The organism is Lysobacter sp. Root690 (assembly GCF_001427785.1).
Lineage (GTDB): Bacteria > Pseudomonadota > Gammaproteobacteria > Xanthomonadales > Xanthomonadaceae > Lysobacter.
Window position 1 is genome coordinate 51,415 of the sequence record NZ_LMHM01000001.1, and the last position, 14,158, is coordinate 65,572.

The following is a 14,158-nucleotide window of genomic DNA, read 5'->3' on the forward strand; positions in this document are numbered from 1 at the left end:
GCTATCGCCCGTGCGTCCACGTTCCGTTAATCAGCAACAGCGACAAGCATCACAGGCAGTCGTCCGAATCGTGGATTGACCCGATCAATGCCGAGCCATCGGGCTCGCGCGGAGACACCTTCAGTCTCGGCGCCTCGCAGCGGACCGGGCGAACTGAAAAAGAACGTCGGCGGTCGCCCCCACTGGACTTCGCGGTCTTCGCTTTCGCGCAAATCGGCGACGCGCGCTTCATCCGACGCCGCGCGACTGAATCGCTGTTCATGCATTCGTCGTCGTCGGCGCATCACGCAAGACGCGCGTGAACCATCGCCGATCACGGCGGTCTGAAGCCCGCTGGGCCGGGACCCGAACGCCGTCGACGCATCCCCGCCGACCGACGGCCGAGCGCGGAAAATGTCGCAGAAACAATCATTTGCGACGACTCGCCAAACGAGAAAGGCTTGCATCCAGCCGGCTCAGCACACATTCTTAAAAGGACCAGACCACAGGAGAGCCGATGCACCACACGTCCCTGATCGCGATTCTGGTAGCCGGCTTCGTCCTGGCCTTCATCTTCGGAATGATCGCGCAACGCCTGCGGCTGTCGCCGCTGGTGGGCTACCTCATCGCCGGCATCATCGCCGGCCCCTTCACGCCCGGCTTCGTCGGCGACCAGACCCTTGCGCCGCAATTGGCCGAAATCGGCGTGATCCTGCTGATGTTCGGCGTCGGCCTGCATTTCTCGCTCGGCGATCTGCTCGAAGTCAAAGCCATCGCCTTGCCGGGCGCGGTCGTGCAGATCGCAGTGGCCACCGCGCTGGGTTGGGGCATGGCCGAGTTGCTCGGCTGGTCGCATGGCGCGGGGCTGGTGTTCGGCCTGGCCTTGTCGGTCGCCAGCACCGTGGTGCTGTTGCGCGCGCTGGAGGAGCGGCGATTGGTGGAAACCACCAAGGGCCGCATCGCGATCGGCTGGCTGATCGTCGAGGATCTGGCGATGGTGCTCGCGCTGGTGCTGCTGCCGGCGCTGTCGGGCCTGCTCAAGGGCGAGGCCGGCGAAGCCTCGGAAGTGTGGAGCAAGTTGTTCATCACCCTGGCCAAGGTCGGCGCCTTCATCGCCTTCATGCTGATCGTCGGCCGGCGGGTGATTCCGTGGATTCTCGAACGCGTGGCCGGCACCGGTTCGCGCGAGTTGTTCACCCTGTGCGTGCTCGCGATCGCGCTGGGCGTGGCGTTCGGTTCGGCCGAACTATTCGGCGTGTCGTTCGCGCTGGGCGCGTTCTTCGCCGGGATGATGCTCAACGAATCCGAGTTCAGCCATCAGGCCGCCAACGAAACCCTGCCGCTGCGCGAAGCGTTCGCGGTGCTGTTCTTCGTTTCGGTCGGCATGCTGTTCAACCCGATGATCCTGCTGGAGAAGCCGCTGGAAGTGCTGGCGGTGTTCGGCATCATCGTGGTCGGCAAGTCGGTGGCGGCGTACGCGATCGTGCGCGCGTTCGGCAAGCCGAACTCGACCGCGCTGATGATCTCGGTCAGCCTGGCGCAGATCGGCGAGTTCTCCTTCATCCTGGCCCAGCTCGGCATCGACGAAGGCATCCTGTCGAAGGACGGGCAGGATCTGATCCTGGCCGGCGCCTTGCTGTCGATCGTGGTCAACCCGTTGCTGTTCGGCTGGCTCGACCGCAAGCAGGCGCGCGCCGACGCGGCCGAAGCCGATGCGCGCGCCGACGCGGCGGTGCCGCCGGTGCCGGCCGATATCAGCGGTCACGTGATCCTGATCGGCTACGGCCGGGTCGGCAGCGAGCTGGCGCGGTTGCTCACCGATCACCACGTGCCGTTGGTGGTCATCGACGGCGAGGACAGCCTGATCGACAAGGCGCGCGCCGCCGGGCATCCGGCGATCCTCGGCAACGCGGTCAACGAGCGGGTGCTGCGCGAAGCGGTGCCCGAGCGCGCGACCACGGTGATGCTGGCGATTCCGCAGGCGCTGGAAGCCGGCGAGATCATCGCCAAGCTGCGCGAACTCAATCCGGCCCTGAGCATCGTCGCGCGCGCGCACAGCGACAACGAGGTCAAGCATCTGCTCCAGCACGGCGCCGACGGCGCGGTGATGGCCGAGCGCGAGCTGGCGCACAGCCTGGCCGAGATGGTGCTGGCCGCGCCGGTGTATCGCGGCGCGCGCAATCTGCCGCCGTCGACGGCGCTGGCGTGAGCCGGCGCCGTCCCGAGCCCGACCACGCAATCGGTTAGTCTGAGCCCGCCCTTCTTCAGTACCCAACGACCATGAGCGACATCGATCCGTCCACCAGCGAACCGTCCGGCACCCACGACGCGCCCGACAGCACGCCTGAAAACACCGCGCCGCAGCTCAGCGCGGTCGAGGCGCGGGTCATCGGCTGCCTGATCGAAAAGGAAGCGACCACGCCCGACGTGTACCCGCTGACCTTGAACGCCATCGTCACCGCCTGCAATCAGAAGACCTCGCGCGAACCGATGATGCAACTGGAACCCGGCGAGGTCGCCAACGCCCTGCGCCGGCTGGAGCCGCGCGGCTGGATCAAGTCGCAACATCATTCGCGCGCGGAACGTTACGCCCACCGCGCCACCACCGCGCTCGACGTGACCCGGCCGCAGACCATCCTGATCGCGCTGCTGATGCTGCGCGGTCCGCAGACCGTGAACGAGCTGCTGTCGCGCAGCGAACGCATGGCCAAGTTCGATTCGGTCGGCGACGTGCAGTACGCGATGGAACGCCTGGCCCAGCATCAGCCGCCGCTGGTGCGCCTGCTCGGGCGTCAGCCCGGCCAGCGCGAGGATCGTTACGGTCATCTGCTCAGCGGCGAACCGGTGTGGAACGGCAGCGTGTCGTCGTCCGGCGACGACGCGGGTTCGGGCGGCGGATCGCAATCGGCCCTGGCCGAGCGTCTGGCGGCATTGGAAGCGAAGGTCGCGGAGTTGGAAGCGCGGCTGGAAGCGGCCGGGGCTTGAGTTTTTCGCGATAGGCGCTTGATGGCGCGCGCGGAGCCCGACGTTTTTCGTCGGCGGAAACTTCAACCCTGCAGCGGCAGGTAGATGTCGGTACGCAGCAACGCTTCGGGCACTTCGTCGGGATCGTCGAGGTATTCGTGATGCAGCGGCGCATCGCGCAAGCGTTCGCCGCTGCCGGGTAGCCAGTGCGCCAGCAGCGCATCGGTCAACGCCTCCAGTCCGTCGAAGGCGCCGACATGGCGGACGCGCGCATAGCGGCCGCCGCCCAGTCGCATCGTGCCCAGGCCGCTGCCGGGTTCGATCCGGAACGGCCGGCCCAGGGCCAGCATGCAGTCGAATACGCAGGCTTGCGGCGGCACGTCGCGACGATCGTCGACCGGCACGCCGTACAGCCCGTTCAACGCGTCCAGCAAACCGTGTTCGGCGGCCCAGCCGAACAAGCGGCCATAGCCCTGGTTCTGTTCCGGATAGGCGCCGGTTACGCGCAGCGTCACCACCTGGAACGGATCGACGCTGACCACTTCGACCCGCAACGGCGGCGATGGCTCGACACCCGAATCCGGCGGCAGCGACAGGCGATCGATCTCGCGCCACAGGCGCTCGGGCTCGGCGCGCAATTCGCTAGGCGTGCCGCCGACGCCCTGGCGAAAGGCGCGGGTGAACGCCTGCGGAGTCTGATAACCGACCGCCAGCGCCGCGTCGGTGACGCTGCGATCGGCACTGGCGAGCAGACGCAGGCCTTGCAGCAGACGCAACCGGGCCACGGTCTGGCCGGTGGTCTCGCCGGTCATCGCGCGGTACACGCGATGGAAATGGAACGGCGAGAACGACGCCGCTTCGGCCAGGCGCGCGAGCTCGGGCGGGTCTTCGCCGCGCGCGATGGCGTGCTCGATCAGCGCCACCGCGCGTTCGATGCGGCGCTGATGGGCGTCGCGGGTGCCGGCCTTGAGCGCGGGGCCGGTGCGATCGGGCGCGGGTTCGTGGACGCTGTCGGCATCGGCAGGCGTGGCGCTGTCGGCAACGGTCGCCGTGGCGGCTCGAACGGGATGATCCTTGACGGGAGGCATGCGCTCGTTCCTTGCGGGTGGGTGATGGGTCGAGGCTCAGGTTCGCAGACCGCCAACGCGGCGGCGGTCCCTATCTTGCGCTTTCGCGCCCCGCCCTCGGCTGCCCAACCCGACGCTTCAGTAGGACAACGCCAGCGCGATCAACACCGCCGCTTCGACGAGTTCGGTCAAGGCGCCGCAGGCATCGCCGGTCATGCCCTGCAGGCGACGCAGACAGGCCCGACGCCAGATCGCGAACACCACCGCCGCGACCGCGACCGCCAGACCGCCGCGCCAACCGGCCAAGGCGCAGCCGCCGACGGCGATCGCGAGCGCGAGCCAGCACGCCGCGCGTGGCGCATCCACCAACGACTGGCCGAGACCTCCGCTGCGTACGTACGGCAGCATCAGGAATGCCAGGGTCAACCCAGTGCGCGCCAGCAACGGCGCGAGCAACAGCGCGGCCCATGCCGGCGCGGGCAGGCTTGCGAGCGCGGCGAATTTCAGCAGCAGCGCCAGCACCACCGCGACCACACCGATCGGCCCGCTGCGCGGATCTTTCATGATTTCCAGCGTGCGTTCGCGACTCGCGGCCGGATCGGCGCGCATGCCGCCGATCCAGGCATCGGCGCTGTCGGCCAGACCATCCAGATGCAAGGCGCCGGTCAATGCGACCCACGCCGTCAGCAACAACGCCGCCGACAGCAGCGGCGGGCGCGTCTGCAACGCCCAGGCCAACGCGCACAGAACGCCGCCGATCAACAACCCGACCGCGGGATACCAGATGAGCGAGCGCGATTGCGCGCGCGCTTGTTCGAACACCCGCGCCGGCACCGGAATTCGGGTCAGAAAACCGATCGCGGCGAGCAAGGCCTGCATCAGCCGTCGACCGGATCGGCCCGTACCGCATCGTGGCGGGCGTCATCGCTACGCGGCACATCGACCGCGTCCCGCAGCGGTTTCGGCGGCCACGGCAAGGCATGCAGCGAAGCATGCGCGACATCGATATTGAGCAGATCGGTATAACGCCGGCCCGCGGCGAGACAACGCAGCAGGCGGATCACGCCGCCGTGGGTCACCACCAGCACGCGCCGGCCTGGGTAGGTGCGCAGCAAGTCGCCGACCGCGCCGGTCAGACGAGTGGCGAAATCGACGAAGCGCTCCGCGCCCGGCGGAGGATGCGCGACCGGATCGGCCCAGAACCGCGCCAGCGCTTCGCCTTCGTCGGCGGCGATGGCGTCGACCGTGCGGCCCTGCCAATCGCCGAAATGGTATTCGCGCAGCGCCGGTTCCAGCGCCAACGGCAAACCGCGCGACTGCGCCAGTTCCTGCGCGAACGCCGCGCAGCGCTGTAGCGGGGAGCTGACGATCGCATCCCACTCGCGCCCGAGCACGGCGTCGCGCATCTGCCGCCAACCCAGTTCGAGCAAGGCGTCGTCGAGTTGACCGCGGTAGCTGCGGTGGCCGGTGTCGCCGTGCCGCAGCAGATCGATATGGGTGGTGGTGGACGAATTCATCGCAGCTCCTTTCCTTGTGCGCGATCGATGGCGATGCGAGGGCTCATCGCGGGAGCCACATCATGCCTGTTGCGCGGCCGGTTCGTGACTGGATCCGGACACGCCGGCCTGGGCGAAGGTCGCCATGCCGTTGTGCAGCGCGCAGGCCAGGCGCAGCAACGGCACCGCCATCGCCGCGCCGCTGGCCTCGCCCAGGCGCATGCCCAGATCGAGCAAGGGCCGCGCCCGCAGGGCCTCGAGCACCGCAGCGTGGCCGCGTTCGTGCGAGCGATGCGCGTACAGCAGCCACTCGCCGCAACCCGGGTTGAGCCGCTGCGCGGCCAGCGCGGCGACGCTGGCGATGAAGCCATCGACCAGAACCGGCAAACCGGCCTGGGCCGAGGCCACATACGCGCCGGTCAGCGCGGCGATCTCGAAACCGCCGAGCCGGCGTAGCCGTTCCCAATCGCTGTCAGCCGGCGCATGCAGCGCCAGCGCGCGTTCGATCACCGCGATCTTGTGGGCGATGCCGCTCGCGTCCAGGCCGGTGCCGGCGCCGGTCAGGTCGGACGGCGAACGCCGCAGCAAGGCGCTGGCCAGCGCCGCCGCCGAGGTGGTGTTGGCGATGCCCATCTCGCCGCCGATGAACAACTGCGCGCCGGCATCGAGCGCGGCGCGCACGCTGGCCGCGCCGGCGCCGAGCGCGGCGTGCAACTGGGCCTCGGTCATCGCCGGGCCTTCGCAGAAATTGCGCGTGCTCGCGGCGATCACCGCCCGATGCACGCCGGCCACCGCGCCGGGATCGTTGACCGTGCCCAGGTCGACCACGTCCAGGTTCGCGTCGAGCGCGCGCGCGAGCACCGCGATCGCCGCGCCGCCGCCGGTGAAGTTGCGCAGCATCTCGCCGGTCACCGCCTGCGGAAACGCCGACACGCCTTCGGCCGCGACGCCGTGATCGGCGGCGAACACGCTGATCCAGACCCGGTCGATCGCAGGGCTGGGCGTGTGTTGCAGACCGGCCAGGGTCACCGCGAGGTCTTCGAGCACGCCGAGCGATCCTGGCGGCTTAGTCAACTGCGCCTGACGCGCGCGCGCCTGCGCCTGCAGGTCCGCATCGGGACGCTTGCAAGGCCGCAGCCACCATGCGTCCGCAGCGATGGTCGATCGGTTCGATATTGGCTCGTTCACTGCTTCGCTCCCGTGCGACTCGTTGCGTCCCGCGCTCACAACGCGGGACCTTTCAATACCAGCGGCAAGCCGGCGGCGACGAACACCACCCGCTCGCACAGCGCGCCCAGCGCCTGATGCAGGCGTCCGGCTTCGTCGACATAACGGCGGGTCAACTCGCCCATCGGCACCACGCCGAGGCCGACCTCGTTGCTGACGAGCAGCACCGTTCCGTTCAATCCGGGCAAGGTCGCCAGCAAGGCCTCGCGTTCGCGCTCGAATGCTTCACCATCCGGATCGCCCAGCAGATTGCTCAACCACAGGGTCAGGCAATCCACCAGCACGCAGCGACCCGGCGCCGCGTGCATGCGCAAGGTCCCGGCCAAGGCGATCGGTTCTTCGATACAGCCCCATTCGGCCGGACGGCGCGCGCGATGATGGGCGATGCGCTCGCCCATCTCGGCGTCGCGCGCCTGCGCGGTGGCGATGTAGACCACGTCCGCGAACGGCGTGGCCAGGCGTTCGGCCAAGGCACTCTTGCCCGAGCGCGCGCCGCCGAGAATCAGGCTGTGCATGTGGCCTCCAATCCGAACAGGGCTTCGAGCCGGGCGATATCCAGATGCGCCTGCACCGCGTCGGCAAGGCGATCGATCGCGGCTTCGCGCAAGCCGCGCAGGTCCAGCGGCTGCGCCTGCGCCAATCCGGCCCAGCGCACCAGCGCCGCCAAGGCTTCGGGTTCGTCGAACAGACCGTGCACGTAGCTGCCAAGGATGCGGCCGTCGGCAGAGATCGCGCCGTCGGCGCGGCCGTCGTCGAAACGCAGACACGGCCGCTGCAACGCGGCGCCGGTGCTGACACCGCAGTGGATTTCGTAACCACTCACGCAAGCGTCGTCGAGGTTCAGCCGACCGCGCACATTGCGCAGTTGCTTTTCCGGTTCCAGCACCGTGTCGAGTTCGAGCCAGGCCAGGCCTTCATCGCTGCCGGGCTCGCCTTCGATGCCGAGCGGATCGCTGATGCGCTGGCCGAGCATCTGCAACCCGCCGCAGATCCCGATCACCTTGCCGCCGTAGCGCAGATGGCGCGCGATCGCGGTCGCCCAGCCGTTGCGCCGCAGCCACTGCAGATCGGCGCGGGTCGACTTGGAACCCGGCAGCACGATCAGATCGCACGGCGGCGGGGTTTCGCCAGGACCGACGAACCAGCAGTCGACCTGCGGATGCGCGCGCAGCGCATCGAAATCGTTGTGGTTGCTGATCCGCGGCAAGGCCGGCACCGCCACCCGCAGGCGTTCGCCCGCCGTGGCGTTCGCATCACCCGCACGTTCGCGAGGCAACGCGTCCTCGGCCTCCAGATGCAGACCGTGCAGATACGGCAACACCCCGATCACCGGCTTGCCGGTTTCGCGTTCCAGCCAGTCCAGGCCCGGTTGCAGCAGGGCGATATCGCCGCGAAAGCGATTGATGACGAAACCGGCGATGCGCGCGCGTTCGCTGTCCGACAGCAAGGCCAGCGTTCCGACCAGATGCGCGAACACGCCGCCGCGGTCGATATCGGCGATCAACAGCACCGGGCAGTCGACCGCTTCGGCATAACCCATGTTGGCGATGTCGTTGGCGCGCAGGTTGATCTCGGCCGGGCTGCCGGCGCCTTCGACCACGACCGCGTCGAAGCCGTCTACCAAACGCCGATGCGATTGCAGCACCGCGTCCATCGCGATGCGCTTGTAGTCGTGGTAGCCGCGCGCATCCATGTTGGCGACCGCGCGGCCGTGCAGGATCACCTGCGCGCCGGTGTCGCTGTTGGGCTTGAGCAGCACCGGATTGAAATCGGTATGCGGCGCCAGTCCGGCCGCCTGCGCCTGCACCGCCTGGGCGCGGCCGATCTCGCCGCCGTCGGCGGTCACCGCCGAATTGAGCGCCATGTTCTGCGGTTTGAACGGCGCCACCGCGACCCCGCGCCGATGCAGCCAGCGACACAGCGCGGTCACCAGCGCGCTCTTGCCGGCATCGGAGGTGCAGCCTTGGATCATCACTACGCGCGCGGTCATGGCTGCGTCCTCTCGTGCATGACGTCGGCCAGGGCCGTGTCGAGCCGCCGCCATTGCGCTTCGTCGTCCGGGAGGCCGAAACGCAGGCTGCGCGGCTGTTCGAAATAACGGGTGAACACCCCACAACGAGCCAGCGCTTCGTGCAACGCCAGCGCCTCGTCGTTGCGATGCCATTGGAAGAATGCGCAGCCGCCGCTGGCGCGCAGGCCGTGCGCACTCAACAAGGCGGCCAGCCGTTCGCCTTGCGCCAGCAATTGCGCGCGCATCGTCGCCTGCCACTCGCGATCGGTCAGCGCGTGCCGCAGCGCATGGCGGGTCGGGCCGGTGACGGTCCACGGGCCGAGCCGTTCGCGCAGCGCTTGCAGCAAAACTTCGTTCGCACAGACGAAACCGGCGCGCGCGCCGGCCAAGCCGAAGAACTTGCCGACCGAGCGCAGCACGATCAATCCTTCGCGCGCGCTCTCGCCGCACAGGCTCAGTTCGGGCGTGGCGTCCATGAAGGCTTCGTCGATCAGCAGCCAGCCACCGCGCGCGGCCAGCCGCGCGTGCAGGTCGAGCAAGGCCGCGCGTTCGAAGCGCTCACCGCCGGGGTTGTTGGGATGGATCAGCACGATCACATCGAAATCGTCGGCCTGCGCGATCAACTCGGCGGCACCGCGCAGTTCGACGAGATGACCGCAACGCCTCCAGGCCTGCGCATGTTCGGCATAGCCCGGCGCAAGCACGCCGACTGTCGAGGCCGCACGCAATTCGGGCAACGCCTGGATCGCCGCCTGCGAGCCGGCGACCGGCCACAGCGATTCGGCGCCGTAGTAAGCGCGGGCGACATCGATCAATCCATCGTCGTCTTCGGGCAAACGGTGCCAGGCGCGCGCGGGTATCTCGGGCACCGGCCAGGCCACCGGGTTGATGCCGGTGGACAGATCGAGCCAATCCTGCACGGCGATGCCGTACTGCCGTGCCGCGCGCAACAAGCGGCCGCCGTGTTCAAGCATTGCGATGGGTTCCTTGCGAATGTCGCGACGTCTTTCGTGGGCGCGGCTTTGGCCTCGCCGCTGTCGACTGAGCCGCCGCGTTGCGACTGAAAGCCGTCGAGTCTGAAAGCCCCGCCGACAAAAAACCTCGGGATGAACCGATCCGTTCGCTCGACAAGCCCGGCCGCGGCTCAAACATGCGCGTACGCCCATCCCGTCCAGGCCGCCAGCACGAACAGACCCACCCACACCGCCACGCCGCGCTTCACCAGACGCAACGCGCGACGAATCGAATCCGCGCTCGGTGCATCGCCCTCGCCCAGCAGCGGCCGTGTTTCCCACACACCGTGATACGGCGCCGCGTCGCCCAGCCGAACCCGCAGCGCACCCGCGCCGGCCGCCATCACCGGTCCTGCGTTCGGGCTGTCCCAGTGCCGTGCCTGCGTGCGCCAGCAACGCCACGCAGCCGCGGTGTCGCCGAGCGCGGCATAGGTCAGCGCGGTCAAGCGCGCGGGTATCAGGTTGAGCGCGTCGTCGATCCGCGCCGCCGCCCAGCCGAAACGTTCATAACGCGGCGTGCGATAGCCCCACATCGCGTCCAGCGTGTTGGCGAGCCGGTACAGGACCGCGCCGGCCGGGCCGAACACGGCGAACCAGAACAACGCGGCGAACACCGCGTCGCTGCCGTTTTCCAGCACCGATTCGGTCGCCGCCGCGGCGACACGTTCGCCGTCGAGCGCATCGACATCGCGGCTGACGATGCGCCCGACCGCGGCGCGCGCGCCGGCCAGATCGTCCGCCTGTAACGCCGCCGCCACCGGCGCGGCGTGTTCGTCCAGGCTGCGCAGACCGATCGCCAGATACAACGCGAACGCAGCGTACGCGGCGCCCAGCCAGAACGAATACGCGAACAGATTGCGCTGCAGCCACCATGCGGCCGCGCTCAACGGCACCACCGCGAGCAACCAGGCCATGATTCCGCGAGCGCGGCTGTCGGCGTGCAAGGCGCTTTCGAGTGCGCGCGCGAGGCGGCCGAAACCGATCAACGGATGCAGCCGCCGCGGCTCGCCGAGCCAGGCGTCCAGCAACACGCCGCACAGCATCGTGGCCGACAGCGACGCGGCGTTCATGGCAGAAACAAGCGCGCGGCGGCCTGCGGGTTCGACGGAAAATAGAAATGGACGAAGCTCGCGCTCAGACGCTGGTCGCGATACAGCGCTTCGCGGCTCGGCCCGCCGTTGGGGTTGGTCGATTGCGCGATCGCCGCGGCCTCGATCTGCGCCTGGGCGTAATGGAAGGTATGCCCGCGCAGCACGCCTTCGGGCAGCTCCACCGACTGCAAGCCCAGCGCGGCCATGCGCGGCTGAATCTGCGCATGCCCGCGCAACAAACCGGCCATCGCACCGGAATTGCCTTCGCGGTCGCTCAACCTATCGAGCGCGTACAACAAGCCGCCGCACTCGGCGAGGATCGGCTTGCCCGCATCGCGATGCGCGTGCAGCGCCTCGCGCAAGGCCGCATTGGCCGACAGCGCCGGCAGATGCAGTTCGGGATAACCACCGGGCAACCAGACCGCATCGCAGTCGGGCAGGCTGTCGCCCGCGATCGGCGAAAACGCGATGCATTCGGCGCCCGCGTCGATCAGCAGCTGCAGATTGGCCGGGTAAACGAAACAGAACGCGGCATCGCGGGAGATCGCGATGCGCCGGCCGCGCAGCAGCGGCGGCACTTGCACGGGCTCGCTCGCCGCGAACTCCACCGGCGGCGGCAATTCGGCATCGGCGTGCGCGCCCCAGGCGTCGGCGAGCGCATCCAGACGCGCATCGATATCGCCCAGTTCGCCCGCCGCGACCAGCCCCAGATGGCGCTCGGGCAAGGCCAGCGCCGGATCGCGCGACAACGCGCCGAGCCAGCGCAAATCATCCGGCAGACTCTCGCGCAGCAACTGCACGTGATACGCGCTGCCGATGCGATTGGCGGCGACACCGTAGACCGTCAAACCTTCGCGATAACGCGCCAGACCGGTGGCGAGCGCGCCGAAGGTCTGCGCCATCGCCGATCCGTCGATCACCGCCAGCACCGGCACGCCGAGGGCCTGGGCCAGATCGGCGCTCGATGGATTGCCGTCGAACAGCCCCATCACCCCTTCGATCAGGATCAGGTCGGCCTCGCGCGCCGCCGCATGCAGACGCGCGCGCACGTCGGCTTCGCCGCACATCCACAGATCGAGCTGCTGCACGCAGTGACCGCTGGCGCGTTCGAGCACCATCGGATCGAGAAAGTCCGGCCCGGTCTTGAACACCCGCACCCGCCGCCCCTGCCGCGCATGCCAGCGGGCGATCGCGGCGGTGACGCTGGTCTTGCCTTGGCCGGAGGCGGGAGCGGACACGAGCAGCGCCGGGCAACGGGCGTTGCCGCCCGCGGGATTGGGGATTCGAGATTGGAGATTTGCAGAAGCAACGGCAGATGCCGAAGCATCCGCTTTTTCGAATCCCGAATCCCCAATCCCCAATCCCGGCTTCACAACTCAATCCCCTTCTGCGCCTTGATCCCCGCCTTGAACGCATGCTTGACCACGCGCATGTCGGTCACGGTATCGGCCGCTTCGATCAGCGCATCGGGCGCGCCGCGTCCGGTGATGACCACGTGCTGTTGCGGCGGCCGCGCCGCGACCGCGGCGAGCACGTCGTCCAGCGCGATGTAGCGATGCGCCAGGGCGATGTTCAACTCATCAAGCAGGACGAAGTCGTAACCCGGATCGGCCAGCATGCGCGCGGCGATCGCCCAGGCCGACTGCGCGGCGCGGATGTCGCGCTCCTTGTCCTGGGTTTCCCAGGTGAAGCCTTCGCCCATTACGTGATAGTCCAGTTCCTCGAAACGGCGGAAGAACGCTTCCTCGCCGGTCGAGAAGCTTCCCTTGATGAACTGCACCACGCCGCACTGGAAACCATGGCCCAGCGAGCGCGCGAGCATGCCGAACCCGGACGAACTCTTGCCCTTGCCGTTGCCGGTGTTGACCACCAGCACGCCGCGCTCGATGGTCGCGCGCGCGATCTTGCGGTCGATCAATTCCTTCTTGCGCTGCATGCGCTCGCGATGGCGTTCGTCGCTGCTCGCGGCAAAGCCGGCACGATCCTTGCTGTCTTCGCTGCCGGCGCTCATGCGGCCGCTCCGCTGCGTTGGCGGATATGGGCGAAACGGACCACCGCATAGGCGAGGAAACCGGCGCCGACGTAACCGGCCAGGGTGCCGAGCGTGCGCGGGTAATACCGCGGAATCCGATCGATGAAACCGGCCAGCGAAGCATCGGGATAACGGCCCGACAGAAAATAGAAGCCGCCCTTCGAGATCAGATACGCCACCACCGAGGTCGCCAGCAGCACCAGCACCAGCCGCGGCACGGTACTCCAGTGATCGCGATGCAGCCGCGCGTAATAGCGTCCACCGAGCCACAGCACGCCGTAGGCGAGGGCCAGCGCCCAGTACGCCGGCGACAGGCACCAGTCGGTGACCCGGCCCAGCGCCAAGCTGGCCAGATCCAGCAGCGACGACAGCACGAACAAGGCCGGGAAGATCCAGCCCGGGCGCAGCAGCGCGCCGGCCAGGAAGAACACCGCCCACGACGCGCTTGGCAAGGCATCGACCGTGGCGAAATGCTGGCCGCGGGTGCAGATCATCAGCGCCGCCAGGGCAAGGCCGGCGACGAACTGAGCCATGCGCGAACGCAGCGGCAGTCCGGTGGAGACAACGGGATCGATCGTCGACATATCAGGCTCCGTGAAGATCGGGTTCGAACAACGACGCCGCCAACGACGGCACGAACGCGGCCGGGACGATCAAGCCTCGGCCAGCGGACGCGCGTCGCGGGGCCGCGCATAACGCGCGATCAGCGCATGGGCGAAGAAACCCGCGGCGACATACCCAAGCGTGGTGCGCACGAACAACGGGCCCCACTTCCACACCCGCTCGATGTACTCGGCGAAATGCGGCTGCGGATAGCGTCCACCCCACCAATAAAACGCGCCGTTGGAAATCAGGAACGACACGCTGGCCGCCAGCAAGGCCACACCGAGCCCGCCGAGCAAGGCGCGCGGGCGCGCCGCCATGTGCGGCGCGTACAACCGGCCGGCGTACCACAGCACCGCGTAGGCGAGCAGCAGGAACGCGTACGACGGCGTCACGCAGTAGTGCTGGAAGAAGCTCAGGCCGCGGCCGGTGATCGCGATGTAGTCGATCGCCACCGCCGCCAGCAGGTAGCCGACGAACGCCGCATGCCGACGCAGATACAGACCGCCGAGAAAGAACACCGCCATCGAGGCATCGGGCAGATGCAGCGCATCGCCGAAATGATGGAAGCGGGTGGCGAGCATCAGCGTCAGCAAGGCCGCGAACAGGCCGTATTGCACGGGACGGGACGGAAGGTTCATCGGCGGCTCTCTCGTTGCGAACCGGCCGCGCGGG

The 14,158-nt window shown here is 68.5% G+C and carries 14 protein-coding genes; 2 read left to right on the plus strand and 12 right to left on the minus strand.

All coding sequences use genetic code 11. The features are described 5' to 3' along the window. Positions 1-496: 496 nt before the first annotated feature. Both ybaL and ASD86_RS00220 read left to right on the plus strand, forming a co-directional pair. A complete protein-coding gene (gene ybaL, locus ASD86_RS00215) occupies positions 497-2,188 on the plus strand; it encodes a YbaL family putative K(+) efflux transporter (protein ID WP_056105724.1) in 1,692 nt (563 codons plus the stop codon). Between the two features lie 71 nt (positions 2,189-2,259). After that, positions 2,260-2,964 carry a YceH family protein gene (locus ASD86_RS00220; protein ID WP_082577933.1) on the plus strand — a complete coding sequence of 235 codons (705 nt, stop codon included), beginning with the start codon at positions 2,260-2,262 and terminating at the stop codon, positions 2,962-2,964. Between the two features lie 62 nt (positions 2,965-3,026). Here ASD86_RS00220 and ASD86_RS00225 read toward each other — a convergent pair whose 3' ends face one another. The 12 genes from ASD86_RS00225 to ASD86_RS00280 all read right to left on the minus strand — a co-directional run bounded on the left by ASD86_RS00225 (position 3,027) and on the right by ASD86_RS00280 (position 14,124). After that, entirely contained in the window at positions 3,027-4,031 is a 1,005-nt protein-coding gene (locus ASD86_RS00225; RefSeq protein WP_082577934.1) for an AraC family transcriptional regulator, read from the minus strand. 117 nt (positions 4,032-4,148) lie between these two features. Beyond that, entirely contained in the window at positions 4,149-4,892 is a 744-nt protein-coding gene (locus ASD86_RS00230) for an adenosylcobinamide-GDP ribazoletransferase (RefSeq protein WP_056105726.1), read from the minus strand. Beyond that, complete coding sequence (locus ASD86_RS00235; RefSeq protein ID WP_082577935.1) at positions 4,889-5,527, minus strand: histidine phosphatase family protein; 639 nt, start codon at positions 5,525-5,527, stop codon at positions 4,889-4,891. Before ASD86_RS00235 ends, ASD86_RS00230 begins: the two co-directional genes overlap by 4 nt. Positions 5,528-5,587: 60 nt before the next feature. Then, entirely contained in the window at positions 5,588-6,643 is a 1,056-nt protein-coding gene (gene cobT / locus ASD86_RS00240; protein ID WP_056106974.1) for a nicotinate-nucleotide--dimethylbenzimidazole phosphoribosyltransferase, read from the minus strand. 86 nt (positions 6,644-6,729) lie between these two features. Beyond that, the gene (cobU, locus tag ASD86_RS00245; RefSeq protein ID WP_056105729.1) at positions 6,730-7,248 is read right to left on the minus strand and encodes a bifunctional adenosylcobinamide kinase/adenosylcobinamide-phosphate guanylyltransferase; all 519 of its coding nucleotides are present in this window, start codon (positions 7,246-7,248) and stop codon (positions 6,730-6,732) included. After that, on the minus strand, positions 7,236-8,723 hold the full coding sequence (locus ASD86_RS00250; RefSeq protein ID WP_056105731.1) for a cobyric acid synthase: 1,488 nt from the start codon (positions 8,721-8,723) through the stop codon (positions 7,236-7,238). Before ASD86_RS00250 ends, cobU begins: the two co-directional genes overlap by 13 nt. Continuing rightward, positions 8,720-9,718 (minus strand): threonine-phosphate decarboxylase CobD, encoded by a 999-nt coding sequence (cobD, locus tag ASD86_RS00255; protein WP_056105733.1) that lies wholly within the window; start codon positions 9,716-9,718, stop codon positions 8,720-8,722. The genes ASD86_RS00250 and cobD overlap by 4 nt, the downstream gene beginning before the upstream one ends. A gap of 170 nt (positions 9,719-9,888) precedes the next feature. After that, on the minus strand, positions 9,889-10,827 hold the full coding sequence (cbiB, locus tag ASD86_RS00260) for an adenosylcobinamide-phosphate synthase CbiB (RefSeq protein WP_056105735.1): 939 nt from the start codon (positions 10,825-10,827) through the stop codon (positions 9,889-9,891). After that, entirely contained in the window at positions 10,824-12,131 is a 1,308-nt protein-coding gene (locus ASD86_RS00265; protein ID WP_056106976.1) for a cobyrinate a,c-diamide synthase, read from the minus strand. Before ASD86_RS00265 ends, cbiB begins: the two co-directional genes overlap by 4 nt. 86 nt (positions 12,132-12,217) lie before the next feature. After that, positions 12,218-12,859 carry a cob(I)yrinic acid a,c-diamide adenosyltransferase gene (cobO, locus tag ASD86_RS00270; RefSeq protein ID WP_082577936.1) on the minus strand — a complete coding sequence of 214 codons (642 nt, stop codon included), beginning with the start codon at positions 12,857-12,859 and terminating at the stop codon, positions 12,218-12,220. Further along, entirely contained in the window at positions 12,856-13,413 is a 558-nt protein-coding gene (locus ASD86_RS00275; RefSeq protein WP_235567648.1) for a hypothetical protein, read from the minus strand. Before ASD86_RS00275 ends, cobO begins: the two co-directional genes overlap by 4 nt. A 120-nt stretch (positions 13,414-13,533) precedes the next feature. Then, positions 13,534-14,124 (minus strand): hypothetical protein, encoded by a 591-nt coding sequence (locus ASD86_RS00280; protein ID WP_056105737.1) that lies wholly within the window; start codon positions 14,122-14,124, stop codon positions 13,534-13,536. Between the last annotated feature and the right edge of the window lie 34 nt (positions 14,125-14,158).